The organism is Bacteroidota bacterium (assembly GCA_017303905.1).
Lineage (GTDB): Bacteria > Bacteroidota > Bacteroidia > B-17B0 > Aurantibacillaceae > JAHEYG01.
On record JAFLBH010000003.1, the window covers coordinates 517022 to 540239 of the forward strand.

The window sequence follows — 23218 nt, forward strand, 5'->3', positions numbered from 1 at the left end:
TTAAATATGTTAAAGAATCAAGGAATATAAAACCCCAATCAAGATTTAAACAATTCTTCTTCAACTTGTTTAAGTAAAGCCTCTTCATAAGACTCCAGAAGTTCTATATGTTTCTTGCCTTTAGCTACATTCTCAGGTATCTGATACATGTTCGAATAAGTTAACTCTATTAAGGTTTTCAATGTGCCTTTAATGATATGTTTATCCATTTCCGTCATAACATTTTTATTTAAAGTTATAAATTCCTTAAATAATAATCCAGAGATTCGTGAATTAAACTTACACGTGTCTTTCAGACATTATTCAGATACCTTTTCGTGCCTCAAAGGTATTCGTATGTCTCTTAATAAAACTTTCAATGCTCTGATAAGTTACACATATCTAAAACGCAAAATTTTTATGCGCTAAAGTTGGATTATTCTTCAGCCGCTTCTTCGTAACCGTCTACTTCATCATCTGGATGTATAAGAATATCACTAATGTCACATGAGGCGTTTTTCCTAAGAGCAAGTCTTAATTGCTCATATTCACCTACGGTTAAACTTCCAGCTTTCTTTACGAGTTCTCCTTTTTGGTATTTTTTCTTCAATACCCTCCCATTAATCTCAAAATTTTGAGTACAATCAAAAAATGTTGTATTTCTTAAACCATGTTCAGGTTTTTCGAAAGCTGGAAACATTGAATGGTCATGTCCATTATGTTTTATTTTTCTTTCAATTGTTTCTTGTTGAGAAGTTCCACCTACAGTATAAAACCAATCATCTTCTATTGCTACTATAATGTGAGGATGGTTTGGATTTTTGCTACTGGCTGTTTCAATATTTTTATACCAAAGAATATCTCCCACCTTAAGGCTGCTTGTGTCAAAATCTTTTCTAGGACGAGCGGTCTTAGCCATAGTGAGAAGTAATAAACGCGGTGGATAATGCTATTTATAAAATGGGTATTGCTACTACCTAAACTTGCTCGAATTTTTTTCTAAGACCTATTGTAGCTTTTGATTCTTCAATCATTTCTTTTGGAATTGAATGAAAAAAACTTGCCATATTTTTCCCAGTTGGTTCAGGTAAATTGAAGAAATCATTTAAATTCATTTTATAACTGTTCGGACGATTAGCATCATTTAATCTATCCTCGAATTTTTTCCATTCTGGATACTCGTGCGTGATTTTCTCTAACTTGAATTGGTCAAATTTTCCGAATTCTTTCCAAACTAAATCTAATACTTCTAAATCTGTTTTCGAGAATAACGATGCGTCAAAGTCTTTTAATGCTTTGATTGCATGCTGACCTGATTTTTCAATGTATTCACATACATATTCTTCTGTACAATGCGAAATGTCTTTTGTATCACTACATACAGGACCATGAGGTAATGCATGATAATTGTCTTTTAAAATTGTTCTACCATACTTCAATAAGTGATATTTATCTGCAATCCATAAAAGCTTTATTGCTTTCATTCTGTTGATAGATTTATCATCAGTCTTATTAGCAAGATAACTTAAAGCTTGTAGTGACTTTTTTCTTCGTCTTTCCATTTATATATTAAAATTAGTCAATTGAAATGTTAAAAATTGGAACCACTTCACCTTTTTTATACAATAAATATAGTAAAAAGGTAGAAAGTTAGATACATTATGTAAGGTTGAATCTGGCAAAATACTTGATAATATTTGACATATCCAATAGGTAAAATTACCCTATTTTCCGCATTTAACGCCAAAAACAGGGTGTTAAATGCAATTTTTTTGTGTTTTTTACCATAACCTCTCAAGTCTTTTTAAACTAATTCCTCAATATCTTATCAGCGTATTCCATGTAATATTTAAAGGAACCCAATAAAGGCTGTTCAACTTCTGGTATTTCTTTTTTGCTGAAGACTGCTAACATTAAACATAGTGCTGCCTCATACGCAATAAACCCTTCAATACAAGCATAAAGGTTCTCCAACCGTTTTGTCAAGGGTTCTCTTGTTAAATGAAAGTAAAGTAAACTAAAATGGTCATACTTGGAATAATATTGGTAACTATCATAAATTTTAGCCACTGGAGCCAAGACTGAATCATTTGCCAATTTCTTAAATAGTGTTTTGTTATCATCAGGTTTTTCTGTTCGAACATTCAATTTTGCACCATTACCTGAATATTCTTCAAAGTAATAACCATATTTTCTCACAAGTTCATTGTACAAGGATTTTTTTTCTTCAAACGTAATGAACCCAAAAGTTTGAGCTTGTTCTACATAAACAATAGTGCTGTGAAATCCATCAGCTAAATGCTTCTCACAAAAGTCTTCAGTATTCTGTTCCATTTCTGCTTCCAATTGACCTTTAACCCTAGCGATTTCAGTTAACCTATACAAATTTAATCCAATTAATTGGTCTAGGAGAAGTGCCCTTGCAGTTAGTCCAGCCGAAAACTCTAACGAGTTTATACTTTCTGAGGATAACACTGATTTTAAATGTAGACTTCCATATTTCAGCCTTTCTAATAAGCCTAATACTAGCGTTTGATTTTGCTTTAAATCTTTCCCATTAAAAAATGGTTCAATCTTGGAGATTTCTGAAATGAAAAAATCCAAATGTTTTAAGGAGTTTAATATTTGACTATCATTATTTTCTTTTTCTTCCACTTTCTTTCTTGTTAATCAATTTTTCAATTTTTTTTCTTGTATCGCCTTGTAAAATGTGTATGGTATTAGCTCTATTGTTATAAATATCCATTTTATCAAAATGAATAGTTTGTCCGCTAATGTTTCTGTACCAACCCCTAGACCAAATAACTATAAATTTATATGTTGTATCTCTTTCAATTATTCCAGATATAATCCCATCCTTTGGTATTGTCTCTCCATCAATCCAATTCATGAGATACATATATTCAAAATCTGTATAATTATTAGACCCAACAAGACTTGCATAAATAAAAACATCTTTTGAAGTTGCATCTTTGCTTTGGAAGGAATATTGAAAGTGTTTCTTATCCTTTGTTAATATGAACCCTTGAGTTTTTGCCTCACCAATATTTTCATTAGGATTTTCCATTATCAGTGTTGGCTGTTCCCTCTGAATTACGGTTGTCTTTATGGAATCTCTTATAGTCTGAATTATTCTTTTTTGCGCAGAATCATATTTTAAATGATATTCTCCCAATGCCCTTGTTACTATTATAATATTGGAGTCAAGCTTTACTTGTAATTTTGTATTTGCATTCATTAACTTGTTCTCTGATTCTTTAGAGTCCATAACCTGTAAAACAGAAGTTATTGATGCTATAACAATTCCAATAACCACTAAAAACAAATATATTTTGCTGGAAACATTACTATTCTTTTCTTTTATCCATTGTAAAAAAGAAGCTGTAACAGCCATTAAACAACCAAATATCATTAATCCGATAAGCATACATAAAATTAGGGAATAACAAATGATTATATTGCTATAATTCATAGCATTTTCAGAAATAAAATACCGTAAAAACACCTAGAAAATGGGGTAAAAATACCCCTTTTGCATACTAAGCTTTACTATTAACTATAAATGAGTATAATTAGTAATTAATGAATTGTCCAAAATGTATAGCGATTGAAAAACGAAAGGAATTATATTATAACTTCTTTCATAAAATATACAAGGTCATGCAGAATTTTGACAGTTCGAACGAAGATAAATTAAAGTGCATTATGAATCATATAAAGGATACAATGATTCTACATGGAGAAATCAATGTGCTTTATGATAATACTAATGCTCTGTTTCATAAACACACAAATACTGACCAGTAATTGATGGGTCATACTCTAAACCATAATCATTATGTAATTTCAAAAAAATATCCCTTGCAGTATTTGTACTATTGATATACCAAACATAAAGTTTATCTTTTTGCGGAGGCAATTTAGAAAGCTGTCCTACCAACCCAATTTTGATAGAATCTGTACCACTTTCTTGCGTGATTTGCTGTAATACTATATTTATATCTGAGAGTATTTCTTGTGGTGTCATAAAATAAAATTACTTATATATTTGATTAAACCAGATAATGATATATCAAGAATTATGGCTCAATTTAATACAATATCCATTATAGATTATCTTTGAATTGGCTAATTATCTTTTTATTTGGGCTGCTGAACAAAGCGAAAAGATTATCCACGTTAGCATTCGAGAATGCGCTTATTTTAGTTTTATTTCCTTCGTCATGTAATGTTATAGTAATGTCACCCCAAACTGTTAGCTTTTTATAATTTGCCGTAATTTGACTAAGTGTTCTGTTAACGTTGACAGCAGTGAATCCACCTTTTTTGAGTGCATTTTCACATTTACTTATCCATTGTTCTGTCGAACCATTTACTGTGAATGATTCATCTTTACCTTTTCTAAGAGCCATATTGATATGTTTTAATTGTTTTGCTAATTATTTCCATAGAGTCGCTCATTTCTACCTTCGATACTATTTACTTTGATTTTTTATATAATTAATTTAAATTAATCTGTTTGATATTCTTTTAATTGATTATCTATATTATCATAGTATAAATAATTTGATGTATAATGATAAACATAGTTTATCCTTAAGACATTTTTTCCCTTCAATGTGTCTTTTATATAAACTGGTCTAAGTTCATCACTAAGCAAAAGTTGCTTTGAGAAGAATTCATAATATGTTATACCATTATTGATAAATAATTTAAAATATAAAAAATCATTTATAATAAAATAACCAGCAATATCTTCTTGTTTATCATTATTAATATCAATTTTGAAAACACTACCGTTTTTTGAGAAGTCCTTTAGAAAAAGAGTTTTATCTCCCATGTTTTCGCTATGCAAATCAAAATATTTAAATAATATTTCCCTCCTAGCTACTTCATAAAATTTCGCTGTTTCTAACTCGACTGTAATGAAATTATTATCAGTGGTATTAAAATGCATTAAACTTGTATATGGATTGAAAAACCAAAAACCGTCAGAATCTTCATTCTTTTTAATGTTGATTTGGTTTGCAGTTTTAAAAGTTTCTAACCCAATCATTTTATTTGTATAACTATAAATTAGATTATTCACTTTTTCTACATCAAATAGAATTTGTAATTGTGTAGAATCAACCTTGATTAATTTCAAGTTAGGATAACTATCTAGCTTCTTTGGGTCTTGAGACAACAGATTTAATTCACAACCCGAGCAATTACCCCCATTCCAAGCAGTAATGTTTGTTGGCTTAAATTTTAATGTATCTAGTGAAAATAAGTTGTCAAATCGATTTTTACACTCATACGAAATACGTAAATCATCATCATTAAATAAACTCATGATAATCGCTTCCCCATCAAATGTTAGATTAACAAATAATGTGTCCTTTTCATTATAAAGTGAATATCCTTGCCATGAGCCAGCTACTTCATTAAATGAAACGAATGGTTCGAGTTTCTTTGTAGAGCAAGATGTTAGCACATAAAGCAAAGCTAATACTGCTGATAATTTAGTATATGCTTTACTAATTGGAAATTGATGTCTTTTGTTTTTAATCATTGGTTTGAGAAAGTGTTTGTGGGTCATTAATTCAAAGATATTAAAAACCTGGCAAATTCGTCATATATGACGAGATTATTTTTTGACTTAGCCTGACATTTGACCCATGGCTAAGGAAAAAGACATACTTGTGCGGATTGGGGATATTCTTCAAAAGAAAGCTCGCCAGAAGTATAAATCGAATGTTGAGTTAGCTAATATTGCCAATGTAAGTGAGGGAACAATCCGAAGAATATTTAACGGAAATCAGAACACCTCCGTAAAATTACTTAAAAGTGTTTGTTCCGCTTTGGATATAAAACTTTCCGATTTGTTTAAAGAGGTTGGAGCCTAATCCAAATCGACTAGCTCACTAACTTTTACCTTTAATATACCAGCAATTTTTCTTAGCATATTAATTGTACTATTTACCTCGCCACGCTGAATACGTCTCACTTGAGTGTTCTTGGTGTTTAATAAATCTGCCATTTCTAGTTGAGTAATACCACGCTCCTTCATAAGAGACGTAATTCTCTCTCCTAAAGCAACCAAATACGGGTCTAATTTCTTTTTTGCTGGTTTTCGCATTTCGAGTACAAATCTACCAATTATTTTTAATAAATGCAACATATCTGTTGCATTTATTCTAATTGATAATCAGATGCTTGCGGGAAATATTAAAAAATAATGAAACATATATGTGTCATGATGCGTAAAAGCTTAATGAAACATATATGGTTTATATAAATTAAGTCTAACAATTAAAAAAAGAAAACATGGAAACGAAAAACACAATTAAATGCCCGTACTGCAATAAAAACTTAGAAACATCAATTGTTTCTGAATTTGAAACATCTATTAGAAAAGATTTAGATGCAGAGTACAACGAACGCCTTACTGATTTACGAATTTCAATTCGAAATGAAATATATCGTGAGGCTTTTATGAAAACAAAAGAAAGAGAAGGTGTAATAATTGACCTTAAACAGAAGATTGAAGAGATGAAGCGTAAACTGGAACAAGGTTCAATGCAAGCACAAGGCGAAGCGCAAGAACAAGCACTAGAAGCCTTGTTAAAAGAACTTCATCCTACAGATGAAATCCTTGAAGTCAAAAAGGGACAATGTGGAGCAGATTTAATTCATGTTGTCAAAACACAAAGTGGACATGAAATCGGCAAAATTTTGTACGAGTCAAAAAACACACAAGCCTTTTCTGAGGGATGGATTTCAAAGATGAAATCTGACAACTTGAATTCTAAATGCGACATCCTAATCATTGTAACCAAAACAATGCCTAAAGACATCAAAGGGAATTTTGGTGTAAAAGATGGGGTATGGATTTGCACTTATAATGCGGTTAAGGATTTAACGCTTGTATTAAGATTTGGTTTATTAAAAATGCAATCAGTTTTGATTAAGCAAGAAGGTAAACAAGTAAAGAGCGAATTACTTTATGAGTACTTGACTTCAGAGCAATTCAAAAACTTATACGAGTCAATTCTTACAAGCTTTAACAAGCTAGAAGATACTTACAGTTCAGAACAAACAAAACTAAAGAAGCTTTGGGCAGAACGAGCAAAAATTCTACAATTATCGAAAGCTAATGCAATTGAAATGTATGGTACAATCAAAGGAATTGCTGGGTCGGCTATCCCAGAAATTGAAATGCTTGAATTAAAGCAAGCGAGTTAAACTTTTGCAATGAAGCGTGTGGAAGAAAAATGTCTTCCACACTTAAATCAGTATTAATAACTAAAATTTGAAATCATGAAAAACAATAGAAAAGATGATATGCCATTAGATGGTGAGTTATACAAAATGTTCAAAGATGTTTGTTCATCGGATGAAGAGATACGACATGCAATTATTGATGCAAAGAAAGCGTACTCATATATTAACAAACACAGAGAATTTAGAAAATGAAGCCTATAAGAAGAATAACTTTTGATGGATATATACTAGCGTGTATGTTAAGATATCAAAAGAAACACGGAAACAACAAGGGATTCAAACTACTAAAGGTTCCAAATAGAAATCCGAAATATGTTTGTGATGAATTATGGGTAAAAATTCTTTATCAACACTTGAAACACTTTAATCAAAATTAAAATGAAAAAATGGAAGGACATATATAATGAAAGGTTGCTGTTATTTGCTACACATTTAAACAAACTTGAAGTCAAAAGAAAACCTATTCTTATTCAAGGGTTTGTTGAATGGGTAAGTAAATACAGCAGAACCTTTAGCGTTATAGATTACAATCCTATATTCTTCAATATCCTTCCAGAAATATTTACTGAATGGAGGTATTATAAAGATGAGGAATGGATTGAACCTGAATACAAATTAATAGACCATTTAGAAAGTTTAGGTGCATTACGAGGTTGTATTAATTTCTTTGGATTAGAGCCAGAGGAATTGGTACACCTCTTTGACTTAGGAGGATTTCAAAACACTGAACGGTTCGGTGGTACGCAATTAGATAAAAATTCTACACCACAAGAGGTGGCAAATAATATATTCGAATTTGTGAATAGAAGAGAAAATTTTGCAACATATATGATTGATTGAAAAATATTTTGAAATGATTATTATTAAAACACAAGTAACATATAAAAATGAAAACCCATGGGAAACATATAACACCCTTTGGTGGTATTGTGCCAATCCTAAAGCAAATCAACGGATTTGGGATTCCACAAACCATCCGAAAGTCCCTTGGGATAAGAAGAAAGCAATGCGCCTACGATTACAAAGACATTATTTTGTCGTGGGTACTAACTAATTTCTGTGGTGGATTACGTCTTGACCATATTTCAGAAATAGGCAGAAACATTTCTATTGTCAATAAACTCGGATTAAAAATTCCTAGCCATGACACATTAGGAAGGAGTTTTAAAAGTTTGGCAACAAAGACTGTAACTAAAGCTGGTAAAGGACATCATGAAAAAGTATCTATTGGAAAATACAATGATAATTTACCATTAAACCACTTGTTAGTATCAGCTACTAAGAAAACCAAATTATTAAAAGAAGGATTAAGTTATACATTGGATATGGATTCAACCATTATTCCAACTGAGTGTTACGAATCAAACAAATCATATATATATGAAAACGGAATTCATCCAATGGTTTGTTCAATTGGAAAACTACCTGTATTTATAACGATGCGTAGTGGAAATGTTTCTCCCCAAGCTGAAATAAAGGAAACTTTGATGAAGTCAATTGATATCTTATCAAAACATAAAATAAAAGTTGGTAAGGTAAGGATGGATTCTGCTGGATACAGCGTAAATGCCTTACGTTATTTGGATGAACAGAATATTAAGTTTTATGTGTGCGGAAGACAAACTCAATCCGTAATGCATACTATTAAATACAAAAAGAAATGGCAGCCTGCTACATTCAAATCAGCTAATAGAACAATCAAATGTGAAAGCACATCAGTATATCATGAATTAAGGAATGAGAAGAGAGAATACAGAATAGCTGTAATTAGAACAAAGAAAAATTCAAAGAAAAAGCAAGAATGGATTACTGAAGGGAAGTATAGCTATAAATTAATTATAACAAACGATTTTGAGTCTTCAGAAGAGGATATTATGCACTTTTATAATCAAAGAGGTAGTGCGGAGAGAAATTTTGATGTATTAAAGAATCATCATGGCTGGAAGTATCCACCATTTTCGTTTTTGAATCAGAATTTGGTGTTCTTAATAATTGGAGCATTATCAAACAATATTTATCAAGCTATTATAGCTCAATTGAACGAGTTGAAACCTAGTTTAAAATTGGGCAATATGAGATTAGAAAAATTTAAGAGAAAATTTATAAATGCAATTTGTCAGTACGTAAATGGCAATTTTGATTTAAGAAGTATAAAAATCGCTTTCGAAAAAATTGCTTAAAGTGATTTTATGGGAAACCTCAGTCTCAAAAGGGCTGGGGCAAGAGGCATTGGAGTTAAGTGAATTACTCTTCTCCCCATTGTCTTCCTACTAAAATACTTATTGCCTTTTCAGCATCATCTTGAGTCAAGCCAATTAATGGGTCAATAAGAACCAAATGTTTCTTTATGTTTTTTGGGAGTCCATTAAGTCTTTTATCATCATCAATAATTACATATTTATCTGTGTTATTTGTGCGAACCCATTCCATTATTTCAGAAAGCCTATCTGAACCTGAAGCATTGTAATATTCTGGTTCCTGAATCTTATCAATTGACTTTAATCGGATTTTTCTTGAGAGAAAAATCTCTTTCCATTTTCTTTGATTAAATCTACCCTTATGTGTTGTTGTTAGCACAATTTTGGCATTAGTTTCTTCCAAAATCAAATTCAATGATATAATTGCATTAAACTTAAAATTAGGAAATCCATCAGGCATGTCTTCAGTTGGTTTCCAGCTAGGTGTGGTAACCATTACACCATCTATGTCTAAAAGGATAATCATTTTCTATAAATATACCACTTTATGTATTAATAAACTGAAACCATGAATTCATTAAAATTTCTATCATAATCCTCTTCTGTAAAATTAACTTCTTCCCACCTGATAATTTGAGTTGCTCTTGCAATTACATAACCATCTATATCTGGTGGGATATCACTTAACATATAACAAATATACCTATGATGCCCATCCCCGATTGCATTTCTTTCTGAATCAACCTTTATAGCTCCTAAATCTCTCCCTATTTGCCTGCTAGCATAGACTTTGAACTTTCAGAGGAATCTAAAAGGGTTGTTAATGAGTTAAAATTAAATATCCCTTACAATATTGGAATTTTTGATTTTGAAGGGATACGAACCGAATAAAAAAGACCAGATTCATTATCATACTTGTGAAGGATTATATCTAAGATGCAACTCGTAATATCCATTGCAATATAGTACTTTTGAAATTGCTACAAAACATAGCAACGTCTTGCTTCATTTTTGAGTAAATTCATAGTATGAAAGCACCAAAAATATTTCCTGACAAATGGGAGTTCTATAAGTACCAAATACCAAATAGGATTAATTGCTATTAACTAATTTAACAAATCATTTATGGATGACAAGAATCAACATCCTTCAACCTATCCAAAATTAAAGATAATAATACCTCTCTTTTTAGGTGTTGTTTTAATTCTTTTTATTTCAGTATATCTTTTTACTTCGGATTCATTTATTTCAGGTTATAATCTAGCGAACAAAGGGGCTATTGGCGATGCCATAAATGGGATAACAGCTCCAATAATTAGCTTAATAGCAGCTGCATTAATATTTTATTCGTTTTTATCACAAATCGAAGCTAATAAAATTCAAATGAAGGCTAATCAAATGCTACAATCTCAATGGCAATTTGATACGTATTATCGATTATATAACGAAATCGAAAATAGTTATAAAGCATTATCAATTACTATAACCACAAAAAGTGTGAACAAAGAAACATCAGTTACAGCGTATGAGGGGCATGATTATATTAGATATCTTATTGATAAAATAGATTTACCAGAACCATATGTTGCAGCTGGTTGGCTCTCTAGTATTGATTTCATGTTAGAAGATATGATAGCTTTAATTAATTACGTTAACACTTCAAATGTTGCGCAAAAGGAGTTTTTTCTAAAAAGAATTGAAAGATTTTACTCCTTTTATCTGGAAGAATCTTTAATGGAATTGACCAATTGTTTAGATAAAAACGAGAAATACTTTAGCCGTTACTTAAATATTTATTCTAATACGGAAGAAGCGATTTCTAAAATAAGATTAGAGTTATCCAAAACTTAGTATTTACAATCTAAGTAAATATCATTAAAATTGATTTTAAATATTAATCACATGAGTTTAGATATAGAAACAGCAAAGTACTTGGCTGAAAAGTCAAATCAGATGATAGAAAGGCAAATTAGTTCCTATAGGGACAAACGCTCTGTTGCATCAACAATTATGGGTTTATGCACACTTTTTATACCATTTTATTTATCTGGCTTATTTGATTCATTATTCTGGATTCAAATTGTAGCCATTTTTCCTTTAATATTAGTTGTATTAGCAATATTTTTTTTATTGAAGATATATTACATGAATTCATTGGAACAAGGACTTGCCCTTTCTAAATACGATGAAGCTATAAATAAAAAACATGATGAAGCTATCTTATTCGAAATTGCAGTAAACAGAGATTGTTATAACGCAAATAGACCAATATTAGATGGAGCAACAAAAAACTATGAAAAAGGATTAAGTTTAACAAAATGGGGGATTGGTTTATCAATTATTGTTTTATCTTTAAATTTATATTTTAGACCTTCAAATAATCCAGAAAAAATTGAACTTGTAAATCCAATCATTATGACTATGGGAAATAATAACAATAACTCAGGAAACAATCAAGGTAATAACAATGAACCCAGTATTAAAACTGACCCCATAGTAATTCCTTCAACTAATCCATCTGACAGAGAGAGATTAAGCGAGGGTATTGACCCCAAAAAAGGTAATGATAGTACTATAAAGAAATAAGCCTATGACGAAGAGGTATAAATCACTTAAACGGTGATTAGACATACGTCTAAATATTAAATTATTGGGTTAAAGACATGCGTATACCTTTGAGGCACGAAAAGGTATCTGAATAATGTCTGAAAGACATGCGTAATTAAGATGATAAGGGGGAGTGCCCGAAGGGCGTGGGGGTCCTGACACATTACACAGCTCATGCCGGGAGGGGGTCACATACATTATTTTAAAGATGTTTCGCTCGCCCCTCGACATGGTTCGATAAACTCACCACAGGCGCTCGGTGACCAACCTCGACATTACTTTGAATCCATTTGTCATTCCGACGGCAGGAGGAATCTATTAAACAAAAGATGTCTCGACTCCGTCCTCCTTCACCGCTTTGCGGAGGATAAACTCGACATGACAATTTACAATCCACTTTCTACTTTTCACTTTCCACCTTTAACCCTAAACAATCAAACTTCCCCAAATGAAAAAATCCCCGCCACTTTCATAACAGGGATCTTAATTTTAAATCTATAATTACCTTTATTATTCAAACTTAAATTTCCCTTTCAACTTTACACTTTTAAGCTTCCACTTTATACCTTTCACCATTAACCCCTACCAAAAAAAATCCCGGCTATTAACCGGGACTCCTTAATTCTTATGCTTCCTCCTTATACTTTACACTTTCTCCTCTCTACGAACTACCAACTAAACATCAATCGACCTTCATCAATTTCTGTTGAGACAGTATACCTCTGTTTGGTGAACTGATTTCTAACATATAAGTACCGGATGCTACATCAACTAAATTAAAATCGAGTTTTTGCATTCCAACGCTTAATGGTTTATTAAATTGCTTTACAACTTTACCAAACATATCATATACTTTTACTTCTACAGTTTCCATAACACGTGAATTTAAGCTTACGCTGAAATCACCTTTTACAGGATTAGGAAAAACTCCCGACACTGCCACATCAGCTTCTAAATCACCAAGCGGTAAAATGAATGTACTTTTACGATCACCGTTATGTTCTACAGAAGTGATGCGGTAATAATTGATAGTACCCGGCTTTGCATTTTTATCATCAAATTTATACTCGGCTGCCTCGTTTTTTGGTTGCACTTTACCAATAGTAATAAACTTATCAGCATCATAAGATTGCTCCACTAAAAACTCCTTTACATTCTCTTCCAGGGCTGTTTCCCAGGTTAGCTTATTAATGCCATCTACTCGCTCTCCATAAAAATTTTTAAAATTAATCGGTAAAACAGCACATGGACCTGTACCGTTTGCACAAGGCGAAGTAAATCGATAAGCAGTATTGGTCATCGTCCATTGAGTTGGTCGGTTATGTGCCGTTGCATTTACAGGTGGAATGTAAGTTAGTCCATCGTAACTATGTAAACCCATTACCGCATAACCACCATTCCATCCCGGACATACCCCTTTATTACCAATGTGGATTTCAATAATATTAGTCGTCTCAAATAACTTTATCTGTCCTGTAAAATAAATGCTCGGACTTGAAGTGCCACAGGAGTACATTGGAACATTTTCAAACTTCGCCACAAAACGACGATTAGGAGCTGTACCTAAAGTAGCGTAAGCAATAGTTCCTCCCAAACTCGGATTGGCATCGTGCCAAGGACCAAGAACAGCATTTCTTGGAATAGATGTATTATTAACCGGAGCAGCTGTTGGAATGGTATAACCTGTTCCTATTCCCGGTGCTGCATAAGTGGTTGTAAGTATGTTTGGAAAACAAGGAATGCCATCAAACACAAATGAAGTATTAGATGCAATATACCCACCCCAATAAGAAGCTCCGCCATAACAAAAATTAAAACCAAACATAGCAATGTTATTGTACAAAACATCATCCGTACTTGGAGTTGGTGTTCCTGCAAAAGCATCCGGCGAATACGCAATTGATGATGCCACATAAGTAGATAGTGAACATGAAGGTGTATAAGTTGCAGGGGTAACCATCAAAGTATTAGTAAAAACAGTATTTGCACTATTACACTGAACACGCATTCTGTAATAAGTAGTGGTAGTAAAAGTTACGGACGCATTCACATTGATAGCGCCAGGAATATTCGACCATGGACCAGTAGGAGATGAGGAAGTTTGCCAATCATAACTAATTCCACAACCGGTTGTTGCACCAACAGAAGAAAGATTTACTGTTCCGGTTGTTCCACAAAAATTACTGGTTGAGGAAGCAACACCAGGACTAGGAACTCCCGAACATGCTGTTAAACAATTTATCGTTGCAACCCATCCCGAGCTAACTATAGAACCATCTGATGTCCAACTGAAAGTTAAGGAAGTTCCACTGGAAACAATGGTTGGTGGCAAAGTTGTGCCCACAAACGTACCAATCAATGGACTAGCTCCATTTGGTCCGTCATAAATCCTTAATCGATCACAACAGGATTCTGTACCAAATGAACTAAACTGGATTTGCAAACATGATCCTGCGGGCGCATTAAATGTTTTTACGTAGGTCTCACTGTTACTATAGTTACCTCCGGCTCCACCACTGTCGTAAAACAATGAAGTGGATGGACAGGTAAGATTAACAGCAGTATTATTATTCATTAAGTAGGTTGTTTGAGAATAACCTAAGTAACTAATGATTATTAGTATTACAGTAAAAAAAAACTTCTTCATACTATTTTAAAATAAATTTTGTTGTGTCTAATTCCTGATTACTTAATATTTCATCATAAGCAGCGGGAGTTTTAATCCAAACTTCTTCAGATGGAATACCATGAGCAATTAGTTTAATTATATCGGAATAAGTAAAAAACATTGGATTCACAACATCTGCAAACTCAATCAAAAGAGCGTTATGGTTGTGATAAAAATAAACTGCGCTTTGTATTTGAGGATACTTTGCAAATTCATTTTTTATAAGTGCAAGCTTGTCGTTATCGGCTGTTGGAATGTACAAAACAGCGCGGCTTTCGAGCTTATCAGTTTCTTTAAAATCTTGATTTGATTGTGAAATTCCGGTGAAGGTCAACAAACAAACAACAACGAGATAAAAATAACGCATACTTTTAAAATTATTCACTTAAAAGTAATAAATCTAAAGCGTTTTAACAAGAGTGCTGCCAAAACGAATGAGTGAACTGCAGCGGTAAGGTTTTGTATAAGAATCTTATAATTTTGAAAAGGTCCTTTAACAAAAGGACAATAGTTTAATCTGATTAAAACAGAGTTTCGTCGGCATAAAAATGGAATATACCGAAATAGACTCCCATTGCTATCCTTTCTGACTTCTGATTGCTTTTTTGGGATTGAGTGAACCTCAACTTTTTTTTAGGGAACATATTTTATTCCGGAACCGTGATTTCAGCGGATATAAGCTTAAAAAATAAGGTACCGCATCAGATAATAACAAGTAAAAAACTTTAACGTTTGACTTTCTCGCAAGTAAAATCTCTGTTTATTCTTCCTCTTCGCTTTTTGATAATAATTTTTTAAGAAAGCTCTTTTTTTCCACTTTATTACCGTAACCATATTGCCCATAGCCGTAACCATAACCGTAGCCATAACCATAGCCATAGCCATAACCGTAGCCTTTCTTATGTCCGGTTCCATTAAGCAATACTGCCATATTCGGTAAGCGTTTATCCTTATAAACACTTTCCGCTACACTTAATAAACGCTTGTCTAATACATTGGCCCGAACAACAAACACAAAAGCATCAGCGAATTTACTTATCAATAGAGTATCAGTAACCATTCCTACCGGTGCTGTATCCACTACCACGTAGTCATAATTTGATTTCACATAATCGAACATGTCAATCACGCGCTGATGCATTAATAACTCTGCGGGGTTTGGCGGAATAGCTCCGGAAGGTAAAATATCCAAGTGTTCCGTAAATGGAGACGGAAAAATAACAGATTTAATATCAATACTAGTGTCCGAAATATAATTTGTTAATCCCTCTTTATCGTTTAGTTCCAAATATTTTAGAATTTTTGGCGCACGTAAATCCATTCCTACTAAAATTACTTTTTTACCCGATAAAGCAATCGCTGATGCTAAATTTAATGCGATAAAAGATTTTCCTTCTTTTCCCATAGTGGAAGTGACGAAAATTGTTTTACTGGCTGCATTATTACTACCTAATACAAAATCAAGATTCGTACGCAATAATCGAAACGCTTCTGCAATGCTGGAATTGCTACCACGCGATACCACCACTTTCTTTACATCGTCGGCAAGCGGAATATCTCCAATAAATGGAACCTGAATAGCATCAATATCTTTCTTGCTATGTACTTTAGTGTCCATCATTTCTAAAATATACATGAGTATAACCGGGAATATCAATCCAATTAAAAACGAAGACAAGTAGATAATTTGTTTTTTAGGAGCAACTACTGCCCCGTTACTATAGGCATAATCAATTATTTTAGCATTCGCCACCGTTACCGCCAATGCAATGTTTGTTTCCTCTCTCTTTTGCAATAAATATAAATACAATGCTTCCTTAATTTGTTGCTGACGTTGAATATTTCTATACTCTCTTTCAAATTTCGGAACCGTACTTATTTTTGAGTTAATTTCATTTTCTTTTTTACCCAATTCACGTACACGAATTTCCAAAGAGCTTTTATAATTATTCAAACTTGCTCCAATTGCCATACGTAATCCAATAATCTGCGATTCCAAATTACTTACAACAGGATTTTTCTCTCCTGAATATTTCATTAATCTACTGCGTTCAAGAACCAATTTATTGAACTCAATTATCTGATTAGATAAAGGAATGTCGGTAATTCCCATATTGGATGGGATTAAATCTGTTAAATCCTGATGTTTTGCAAGATAATCTACCATAAATGCAGCGATTTGCATTTGTGTATTTGCCTCCAATAAATTCTTTTCACTTTCACTTCCTGTTTCCAAAAACAACTCACCATCCGTTTTTACATCAACTAACTTATGTTTGCTTTTAAATTCTTCAGCCGATCCCTCCACTTCATTCAACTCCTGAGCTATAAATTTAATTCGCTCAGAAATAAAATTGTAAGTATTTAAACTAACTTGATTTTTATCTGCAATCGCATCCAAATTGTGTTGCTTTATTAAATTATCAACTATTGCTGCCGCTTTATCCGGTAAAGCATCTCGTAACGAGATTGTGATTGCATTTGATGTTTTATTAACCGGACTAACCTTTATGGAGGCTATATAACGATCCACAACAGCATTGATCGGATTAATAACTATTCGGAAATCCTTTTGTAAATAAGACGGCGAAATGAATTTAGTTGTAGTGATGATCAATTTTCCGAATGGCATATCAATAGCATCACCGAACTTATAATTTCCTATTACGACCTCAGTTTTACCATCCTTAAATACAAATTCCTTTTCATTTTCCGCATAAACAATCCAGTTTCCGGTAACGTTACGTGTTGAATCGTTTAGAATATAATTAGCGATAAATGGGGAATCAAAATAGCGTTCATGTTCGATAGGACGGCCATAAGAAAAATACTGTACATTAAGCTTAAGTTCCTTCACAACAAGAGACATTAAGGAACGTGATTTTAAAATTTCAATCTCATTATCGATATTCTTACTATTCTTCAAAATACCCAAATCTTCGAAGGCACTTAATTCATCCGATATGCTACCGCCCTTTTTATCATCCTTAATTAAAATACTTGCGTTTACCTCATACATTGGCGTTTGATAGCGCAGATAAACAAAGCCTAATGCAAGGCATACAATTACGCTAACAACGAACCATGGCCAGCGAAACAAATACTTTAATAAAACATCTTTAAGACTGCTTTCCTGAGCCTCATTGCCCGTATAATTTTGTTGCTCTGCTTCCATTCTTATTTACTGATTAATACAAGTACACTGATAACTAAAGAAACCGCAGAAATTACAATTCCTGCGTTAGAAGGATTTATCACCGATGAATTGATTTTTGCACGATTAGGCTCTACATAAACTACATCATTTTGATTTAAATAATAAACAGGAGAAGAAAATAATTCCTTGGAAGTTAAATCTACTCTATACTCTGTTTTTTTTCCATCCACGTCCCGCACTACTAAAACATTTTTCCGCTTACCGGTTATTAATAAGTCGCCTGCAATACCTAATGCTTCCGGAAGCGTTACCCTTTCATTTGGTATTGTAAACGTACCGGGATTACGAACCTCACCTAAAACTGTTACCTTATAATTTAACACTCTGATTAAGATAGTTGGATTACTGACATATTGTTTCAATCTATTCTTTAAAGAATCAATAATAACGGAACGAGTTAAACCGGCTACTTTTAATTTTCCAATTACCGGAAATTCTATATTACCTTCCGAATCTACTAAATAACCGGGAGGTGGCGGCGTACCTTGCGTATAACCTCCTAAATTGCTGTTTAAGTTTTGTTGCGGAAGATTAAAAGGCCTCACCACTTCAGCATCCATACCCATTACGGTAACCGACAATAAATCGTCGGTATGAATTACAGGGTTATAATTCTTGTTGCTTTCACTTGAACCCAAATTACCTTGAAAGTAAATAAGTTTTTTTCCTGATGTACATGAACTAAACAAATACAAAACAGTTACAACAATGACGTGAAGAAAATGCTTCATTGGAAAGCGGGTTTTAAAGGTTAAAGATAGTTTAAAAATTTATAAGAGTATAAATGTGACTCTGTATTGGCGCTAGGCGCTGCGTTTTCTTTTAAAAATAATGTTAAATATGGCTTTAAAGAAAAAACGAATATCGGTGGTATAGGGTCTATTTGATTTTTCCGTCAGATATTCCCGCTCGGCTTGCAATACTGCTTCCACGGAACTTTTCCTGTCTAATGCCACATAAGGAGGTATACAGCCCGGTTTATGTTTTAACCTAAGCTGTTGCAAGTCCTCCGGTATGTCTTGAAAATAACGTTGAGATATGGGGCGAACGCCTACCAATTTCATTTCGCCTTTAATAACATTAATCAATTGAGGTAGTTCATCCAACCAATAACGCCTTAAGAATTTTCCCCATGGAGTTAACCTAAAATCTTCAGCCGGCTTACCTGATTCGGCATAACCATTTAACCTCAACACATAATCCTGCAAATACTCTGCATATGGATGCATGGTTCTGAATTTATAAACTCCGATAATCTTCCCGCCTTTACCCATTCTCTTCATTTTAAACAATGGACCATAGCTGGCATGAAAGTTATACTCAGGAGCCTTTACCTTTTTAACCACCGCATAGGTTAAACCTCTAAAGCTGTCATGTGAAACAATTTCAAATCCACAACTCACTAAACGACCTAAAACCTCAGCCTTGCTTAATAATCGATTTCTACCTCTGGTTAATAGAAAGTAAATTTTTTTTAAGCCCCATATCTTAGGAAACATACGCAATACCACAAACTCCATGACAAACCAAATATTCCTTAAGTACGGAATTCTACCCAATCGGTGCCTTACTTTTCGCGCTTGATAAGTTTCCCAACAACAAATAAATATCTGATCATCTTGTAAACGCTCATTCACTTTTTCGAAAAATTTATTGATATAGCGAATATTATTCACTTTACTTAAGTTAATAATAGTTTTAAGTGAACTGGTATTATTAATAATGTTAAACTCATTTGTGGTTGAAATAATAAATGTAGAATCAGACTCCATTTCAACATACTTTCCAAAAAAGGAATATGCCTCTTCGCCTACTTTATTAATTACTAACTGTCTCAAGAAAATTATCTATTTATTTTAAAACGAAAGAACTTTCTATAAACTGTATCAGGCACTACGCCAATACGAACACCCCATCTAATTAGTTTTTCCCATCGTAAAACCAATTTATAATAAGACGGGTAATCTAAGAAAGATTTTTTTGGAAGATTCATTATCCTCTCAAACTCATCATGAGTTAGTTCTAATTTCTTCAAACAATAATCCAGTGTTTCATAACCTCCTGAATATGGATCTGATTTAACTTTTTGCAAAGCTTCGTCTCGGGTTATCTGACCTGATCTCAGCAAAGCCGAATAATGCAGCTTACGCTTATCTATTCCAAACTTACGAATCAGTATATACGATTGAAAAAAGCCGGTATACATGGATTCATGATGCTTACCACCATAATCGCGCCAACCCAACTCATCAGTAAGCATTTTTAATATTAATTTTTCATCATAAGGAATATAATAAAGCACCCTTACTTGTTTAATGCCAACAAAGAATGTGTAATACAAATAATTCCATAATGTCATCACCGGAAAACTTTTCAGTTTAACTTTACCAAAACGCTGATGAATCCCATTTACATATTTTCCATCCATATAGGTCCATGTTAATGGCGTTGTACCTTCTGTTCTAAAGGAGTGGCCATGTATTATATATTTTACACCATGTTTTCTGGCTTGCTCAAACAACACAGAAAATATTACCCAATCTGTTGGTACTTCAGCATCCGGTACAGATGCGTACAAAAATGATTTCTGTAAATCTTTGAACTCTTCCCAATTTGCTACGTGCGTATATAAATCTACATTAAGCTTCTTGCAAATATTCTCGATATTACTCACCGCGTTCTCCGAGTTCCAACCATTGTCAAAATGAACAGCCAGAGGCCTCAATCCGAGTCTAACAGCATTATACAATGTATAAGAACTATCCCTTCCTCCACTTACACCTACAATACAATCATACTTTTTGTTTCTTCCCTTTTCTTTAACCAGTTTGGCAATTTTAGCGAGCTCATTGGTTGAAGATTCTCCTAAAGGATACTTTGCTTCCAACTCATCATGTATTTTACAAAATGTACATTCACCCTTCTCATCAAATTCAATACCCTGCACCGTATCATCCATTATACAGCGTGAACATAACTTGCTGCCCGTGTATTTAAACTCCTTTAGTTCCATTGCCATTTAAATTAATTATTTTTTGATTTATCTTGAGTATAGTCGGACATCAATTTTATTAGCAGTGCAGTTACGTCCACTTTTTCATTCAGCATCTTATCTCGCTTCACTTGCAATTGTTTTCTATAATTCACATCGCTTAATATTTCTTTTACTTTCTCTTTTAGCAACTCCGGCTCTTTAATATGAATGCCATTTGTTAAACCATAGGTATTTTCGAGCTCATTCATCACGGATATTTTTCCTACAAAACTATTAAAACGTATGGAGGGAACTCCTAATATGGACGCTTCTACTATCATGCTCTGACTATCTGCAATGAATAAACCGGAGTAATGCATTATATGATGAATATCTGTAGCCTTTATTTTAAGTGCATACTTTTTTAAATCATCAGACAGTTCTTTCTCTCCTGATATATAAACTGTATAACCGTATGAATTTATAATTGCAATTACGTCTTTAATCAGTTCTTGCGAAATACCGGAATTCACAGACTCAATATCGTGCCCGGCATTAAAATTAACCACCCTGATGAGCACATACTTTTCATTTTCAGAAAAATATTTATTTCTAACTGAAATATCAGGCGTGAAATAGTTAGGGTGTAAATAGGCTAATTTCTGATAGCCATCATATCCAATCTTTTTATAACCGTATTTGCCAACATCACACACCTTGGGCGAAATAATTTTAGTTGCAAAAGGATATGCCAGTTTACAAAAATATTTATTCACGCTAAAATCATCCTCATTTAAAACAAATGAAGGAATTCCCAAAACAAATCCAACGTGCGCGATAGAATAGTCAGTTCCAACCATTAGCTTAGGGCGATTAAACAAACAAAATTTAAACAATCTTATATCTTGCAATATGATGTCAAAAAAGCCAAATAATAATACCGACCATTTCCCTTTGCGGTTTCCCTTCGTGTTTATTTTATAGTATTGCTGATTATCCTCAATCAATAACTTCTCTAAAATATCCTTATCCCTAATCACAAAACGAACCTGCTTCCCAATTGATTTAAAATAATTATAGCTGTTTTTAAGCATATAATACTGTGCCGGATGCCCTGCAGAAAAAATATAATCAATTTTTGGCATTCGCTTTCCCGTCTATTACTTCTGAACTCTCAATGGCCATTGGCTTAAAGTCGTAAATTCTTTTAATTAGCCATTTAAAATGCTTCACGTTCTTAAAAATGAAATCATAATCCGAAGGATAACTCTTATACGTTTTTGGAGGCAACGCCATAATATTTGTAAAATCATTATCCGTCAAATCCAGCTTTTTTAAAACATAATCTTTCAAGTTCTGCAAATTATCCTCCGCGTCAAAAGGCTGATTTATTTTTTCCATAGCTTCTTCGCGCGTCATCGCCCCGCTTAAAATCTGAGCCGATAAATTAATTATTCGCTTATCTATTTTAAATTTTTTAGGTAACCAATAAGACATGGCGAATTTGGTAAATAAATTCTCATGGTGATGTCCTCCGTAATCCTGCCAATTGTATTTTTCTATTAATAATTTTTTCGCGTCCTGCTTATTATAATTTATGTAATAATAAGGTCTTACATCTCTAATGCCCTTAATATATCCCGCATAAACTTCCTTAAAAATCGATAATTGCGGAAAGGTCTTTAATTTTATTCCGCTTCCAAATTGTTTGTGCAAATACAATAACTGCTTATTATCAGAATATGTCCACTCAGCAGGCTGCTTACCTTCACTTCGAAAATCATTTCCTCGGATTATGTATTTGATACCATACTTTAAAGCCACGTTATACATTGTACCTTTAATAGCTAGGTCGGTTGGAAAATCTATCCAAGGCATACTTGCTTTCATATAAGAACGCAACAAATCCTTGATCTCTTCATAGTCGATTACGTGGGTTACCAAATCAATATCCAAAGCTCTGGTAACGTTTTCAATATTTCGAACAGCAATCTCCGAATTAAAACCATTATCCAAATGTACAGCCAACGGTTTTAATCCATACTCTTTAGCAATATGTAGCAAATAACTACTATCTACACCACCGCTCACGCCAATTACACAATTGTACTTATTGCCACCCTTTGCTTTAACAGACTCTACAATTCCTTCCCATTTCTTAATGGCCATATCATTTTTAGGATAATCGGCCATCATTTTTTCTTGTAGTAAACAATAATTAGAAACTCCTTGCTCGTTAAATGTTATATCCGGAATACTTTCATCCCACAATCCTTTTACACACACTTTACCTTTTAATGCCATAATTT

Annotated in this window: 26 protein-coding genes; 7 read left to right on the forward strand and 19 right to left on the reverse strand. The window is 33.0% G+C overall.

Annotated features, from left to right (window positions below):
• Positions 1-38 precede the first annotated feature (38 nt).
• From J0L69_12885 to J0L69_12920, 8 genes are all read right to left on the reverse strand, one after another.
• Positions 39-218: a hypothetical protein gene (locus J0L69_12885; GenBank protein MBN8694083.1), complete on the reverse strand. Its 180-nt coding sequence runs from the start codon at positions 216-218 to the stop codon at positions 39-41.
• Positions 219-415: 197 nt separating this feature from the next.
• Positions 416-898, reverse strand: coding sequence for a hypothetical protein (locus tag J0L69_12890; GenBank protein ID MBN8694084.1), 483 nt, complete (start codon positions 896-898; stop codon positions 416-418).
• A 58-nt stretch (positions 899-956) separates the two neighbouring features.
• Positions 957-1541 (reverse strand): SocA family protein, encoded by a 585-nt coding sequence (locus J0L69_12895; GenBank protein MBN8694085.1) that lies wholly within the window; start codon positions 1539-1541, stop codon positions 957-959.
• A 247-nt stretch (positions 1542-1788) separates the two neighbouring features.
• The gene (locus J0L69_12900) at positions 1789-2634 is read right to left on the reverse strand and encodes a hypothetical protein (GenBank protein ID MBN8694086.1); all 846 of its coding nucleotides are present in this window, start codon (positions 2632-2634) and stop codon (positions 1789-1791) included.
• On the reverse strand, positions 2615-3406 hold the full coding sequence (locus J0L69_12905) for a hypothetical protein (GenBank protein ID MBN8694087.1): 792 nt from the start codon (positions 3404-3406) through the stop codon (positions 2615-2617). Before J0L69_12905 ends, J0L69_12900 begins: the two co-directional genes overlap by 20 nt.
• 339 nt (positions 3407-3745) lie before the next feature.
• A complete protein-coding gene (locus J0L69_12910) occupies positions 3746-4006 on the reverse strand; it encodes a hypothetical protein (protein ID MBN8694088.1) in 261 nt (86 codons plus the stop codon).
• A 79-nt stretch (positions 4007-4085) separates the two neighbouring features.
• Positions 4086-4391: a hypothetical protein gene (locus J0L69_12915; protein MBN8694089.1), complete on the reverse strand. Its 306-nt coding sequence runs from the start codon at positions 4389-4391 to the stop codon at positions 4086-4088.
• A 98-nt stretch (positions 4392-4489) separates the two neighbouring features.
• Entirely contained in the window at positions 4490-5533 is a 1044-nt protein-coding gene (locus tag J0L69_12920; GenBank protein MBN8694090.1) for a hypothetical protein, read from the reverse strand.
• 106 nt (positions 5534-5639) lie between these two features.
• Here J0L69_12920 and J0L69_12925 point away from each other — a divergent pair, with 106 nt between their 5' ends.
• Positions 5640-5867 (forward strand): helix-turn-helix transcriptional regulator, encoded by a 228-nt coding sequence (locus J0L69_12925; protein ID MBN8694091.1) that lies wholly within the window; start codon positions 5640-5642, stop codon positions 5865-5867.
• Here J0L69_12925 and J0L69_12930 read toward each other — a convergent pair.
• Positions 5864-6142, reverse strand: coding sequence for a helix-turn-helix transcriptional regulator (locus J0L69_12930; protein MBN8694092.1), 279 nt, complete (start codon positions 6140-6142; stop codon positions 5864-5866). The genes J0L69_12925 and J0L69_12930 overlap by 4 nt on opposite strands.
• Before the next feature lie 146 nt (positions 6143-6288).
• On the opposite strand from J0L69_12930, the gene J0L69_12935 reads away from it, so the two are divergent.
• The 4 genes from J0L69_12935 to J0L69_12950 all read left to right on the forward strand — a co-directional run bounded on the left by J0L69_12935 (position 6289) and on the right by J0L69_12950 (position 9425).
• Positions 6289-7206, forward strand: coding sequence for a DUF2130 domain-containing protein (locus tag J0L69_12935; protein ID MBN8694093.1), 918 nt, complete (start codon positions 6289-6291; stop codon positions 7204-7206).
• A 75-nt stretch (positions 7207-7281) separates the two neighbouring features.
• Positions 7282-7437 (forward strand): hypothetical protein, encoded by a 156-nt coding sequence (locus J0L69_12940; GenBank protein MBN8694094.1) that lies wholly within the window; start codon positions 7282-7284, stop codon positions 7435-7437.
• 186 nt (positions 7438-7623) lie between these two features.
• Positions 7624-8085: a hypothetical protein gene (locus tag J0L69_12945; GenBank protein ID MBN8694095.1), complete on the forward strand. Its 462-nt coding sequence runs from the start codon at positions 7624-7626 to the stop codon at positions 8083-8085.
• A 47-nt stretch (positions 8086-8132) separates the two neighbouring features.
• On the forward strand, positions 8133-9425 hold the full coding sequence (locus J0L69_12950) for an IS1380 family transposase (protein MBN8694096.1): 1293 nt from the start codon (positions 8133-8135) through the stop codon (positions 9423-9425).
• A 64-nt stretch (positions 9426-9489) separates the two neighbouring features.
• Here the strand turns inward: J0L69_12950 and J0L69_12955 are convergent, their stop codons facing one another.
• Together J0L69_12955 and J0L69_12960 are read right to left on the reverse strand one after the other, a co-directional pair.
• On the reverse strand, positions 9490-9969 hold the full coding sequence (locus J0L69_12955; GenBank protein MBN8694097.1) for a hypothetical protein: 480 nt from the start codon (positions 9967-9969) through the stop codon (positions 9490-9492).
• A 26-nt stretch (positions 9970-9995) separates the two neighbouring features.
• Positions 9996-10133, reverse strand: a complete 138-nt coding sequence (locus J0L69_12960; GenBank protein MBN8694098.1) for a hypothetical protein — start codon at positions 10131-10133, stop codon at positions 9996-9998.
• Positions 10134-10568: 435 nt separating this feature from the next.
• Between J0L69_12960 and J0L69_12965 the strand changes: the two genes are divergently transcribed.
• Both J0L69_12965 and J0L69_12970 read left to right on the forward strand, forming a co-directional pair.
• Positions 10569-11294, forward strand: a complete 726-nt coding sequence (locus tag J0L69_12965) for a hypothetical protein (GenBank protein MBN8694099.1) — start codon at positions 10569-10571, stop codon at positions 11292-11294.
• 51 nt (positions 11295-11345) lie between these two features.
• On the forward strand, positions 11346-12029 hold the full coding sequence (locus J0L69_12970; protein ID MBN8694100.1) for a hypothetical protein: 684 nt from the start codon (positions 11346-11348) through the stop codon (positions 12027-12029).
• A 703-nt stretch (positions 12030-12732) separates the two neighbouring features.
• Here the strand turns inward: J0L69_12970 and J0L69_12975 are convergent.
• The 8 genes from J0L69_12975 to J0L69_13010 all read right to left on the reverse strand — a co-directional run bounded on the left by J0L69_12975 (position 12733) and on the right by J0L69_13010 (position 23213).
• Positions 12733-14697: a T9SS type A sorting domain-containing protein gene (locus J0L69_12975; protein ID MBN8694101.1), complete on the reverse strand. Its 1965-nt coding sequence runs from the start codon at positions 14695-14697 to the stop codon at positions 12733-12735.
• Between the two features lies 1 nt (position 14698).
• Entirely contained in the window at positions 14699-15085 is a 387-nt protein-coding gene (locus tag J0L69_12980; GenBank protein ID MBN8694102.1) for a hypothetical protein, read from the reverse strand.
• A 393-nt stretch (positions 15086-15478) separates the two neighbouring features.
• Positions 15479-17893 carry a polysaccharide biosynthesis tyrosine autokinase gene (locus J0L69_12985; GenBank protein ID MBN8694103.1) on the reverse strand — a complete coding sequence of 805 codons (2415 nt, stop codon included), beginning with the start codon at positions 17891-17893 and terminating at the stop codon, positions 15479-15481.
• A gap of 2 nt (positions 17894-17895) precedes the next feature.
• Positions 17896-18666, reverse strand: coding sequence for a polysaccharide biosynthesis/export family protein (locus J0L69_12990; GenBank protein ID MBN8694104.1), 771 nt, complete (start codon positions 18664-18666; stop codon positions 17896-17898).
• Between the two features lie 72 nt (positions 18667-18738).
• Complete coding sequence (locus J0L69_12995) at positions 18739-19773, reverse strand: sugar transferase (protein ID MBN8694105.1); 1035 nt, start codon at positions 19771-19773, stop codon at positions 18739-18741.
• 5 nt (positions 19774-19778) lie between these two features.
• On the reverse strand, positions 19779-20948 hold the full coding sequence (locus J0L69_13000; GenBank protein ID MBN8694106.1) for an N-acetyl sugar amidotransferase: 1170 nt from the start codon (positions 20946-20948) through the stop codon (positions 19779-19781).
• Positions 20949-20959: 11 nt separating this feature from the next.
• On the reverse strand, positions 20960-22054 hold the full coding sequence (locus J0L69_13005) for a DUF354 domain-containing protein (protein ID MBN8694107.1): 1095 nt from the start codon (positions 22052-22054) through the stop codon (positions 20960-20962).
• Entirely contained in the window at positions 22041-23213 is a 1173-nt protein-coding gene (locus J0L69_13010) for an N-acetyl sugar amidotransferase (GenBank protein ID MBN8694108.1), read from the reverse strand. Before J0L69_13010 ends, J0L69_13005 begins: the two co-directional genes overlap by 14 nt.
• Between the last annotated feature and the right edge of the window lie 5 nt (positions 23214-23218).

Excerpts from the sequence above, each read along its gene's own strand:
- J0L69_12960 (MBN8694098.1), bottom strand. The coding sequence starts at position 10,133 with ATGTTAAGTGATATCCCACCAGATATAGATGGTTATGTAATTGCAAGA.
- J0L69_12925 (MBN8694091.1), top strand. The coding sequence starts at position 5,640 with ATGGCTAAGGAAAAAGACATACTTGTGCGGATTGGGGATATTCTTCAA.
- J0L69_12945 (MBN8694095.1), top strand. The coding sequence starts at position 7,624 with ATGAAAAAATGGAAGGACATATATAATGAAAGGTTGCTGTTATTTGCT.
- J0L69_12905 (MBN8694087.1), bottom strand. The coding sequence starts at position 3,406 with ATGCTTATCGGATTAATGATATTTGGTTGTTTAATGGCTGTTACAGCT.
- J0L69_13005 (MBN8694107.1), bottom strand. The coding sequence starts at position 22,054 with ATGCCAAAAATTGATTATATTTTTTCTGCAGGGCATCCGGCACAGTAT.
- J0L69_12990 (MBN8694104.1), bottom strand. The coding sequence starts at position 18,666 with ATGAAGCATTTTCTTCACGTCATTGTTGTAACTGTTTTGTATTTGTTT.
- J0L69_12980 (MBN8694102.1), bottom strand. The coding sequence starts at position 15,085 with ATGCGTTATTTTTATCTCGTTGTTGTTTGTTTGTTGACCTTCACCGGA.
- J0L69_13000 (MBN8694106.1), bottom strand. The coding sequence starts at position 20,948 with ATGGAACTAAAGGAGTTTAAATACACGGGCAGCAAGTTATGTTCACGC.
- J0L69_12895 (MBN8694085.1), bottom strand. The coding sequence starts at position 1,541 with ATGGAAAGACGAAGAAAAAAGTCACTACAAGCTTTAAGTTATCTTGCT.
- J0L69_12920 (MBN8694090.1), bottom strand. The coding sequence starts at position 5,533 with ATGATTAAAAACAAAAGACATCAATTTCCAATTAGTAAAGCATATACT.
- J0L69_12965 (MBN8694099.1), top strand. The coding sequence starts at position 10,569 with ATGGATGACAAGAATCAACATCCTTCAACCTATCCAAAATTAAAGATA.
- J0L69_12975 (MBN8694101.1), bottom strand. The coding sequence starts at position 14,697 with ATGAAGAAGTTTTTTTTTACTGTAATACTAATAATCATTAGTTACTTA.
- J0L69_12950 (MBN8694096.1), top strand. The coding sequence starts at position 8,133 with ATGAAAACCCATGGGAAACATATAACACCCTTTGGTGGTATTGTGCCA.
- J0L69_12930 (MBN8694092.1), bottom strand. The coding sequence starts at position 6,142 with ATGTTGCATTTATTAAAAATAATTGGTAGATTTGTACTCGAAATGCGA.
- J0L69_12955 (MBN8694097.1), bottom strand. The coding sequence starts at position 9,969 with ATGATTATCCTTTTAGACATAGATGGTGTAATGGTTACCACACCTAGC.
- J0L69_12885 (MBN8694083.1), bottom strand. The coding sequence starts at position 218 with ATGACGGAAATGGATAAACATATCATTAAAGGCACATTGAAAACCTTA.
- J0L69_12970 (MBN8694100.1), top strand. The coding sequence starts at position 11,346 with ATGAGTTTAGATATAGAAACAGCAAAGTACTTGGCTGAAAAGTCAAAT.
- J0L69_13010 (MBN8694108.1), bottom strand. The coding sequence starts at position 23,213 with ATGGCATTAAAAGGTAAAGTGTGTGTAAAAGGATTGTGGGATGAAAGT.
- J0L69_12890 (MBN8694084.1), bottom strand. The coding sequence starts at position 898 with ATGGCTAAGACCGCTCGTCCTAGAAAAGATTTTGACACAAGCAGCCTT.
- J0L69_12910 (MBN8694088.1), bottom strand. The coding sequence starts at position 4,006 with ATGACACCACAAGAAATACTCTCAGATATAAATATAGTATTACAGCAA.
- J0L69_12940 (MBN8694094.1), top strand. The coding sequence starts at position 7,282 with ATGAAAAACAATAGAAAAGATGATATGCCATTAGATGGTGAGTTATAC.
- J0L69_12935 (MBN8694093.1), top strand. The coding sequence starts at position 6,289 with ATGGAAACGAAAAACACAATTAAATGCCCGTACTGCAATAAAAACTTA.
- J0L69_12985 (MBN8694103.1), bottom strand. The coding sequence starts at position 17,893 with ATGGAAGCAGAGCAACAAAATTATACGGGCAATGAGGCTCAGGAAAGC.
- J0L69_12915 (MBN8694089.1), bottom strand. The coding sequence starts at position 4,391 with ATGGCTCTTAGAAAAGGTAAAGATGAATCATTCACAGTAAATGGTTCG.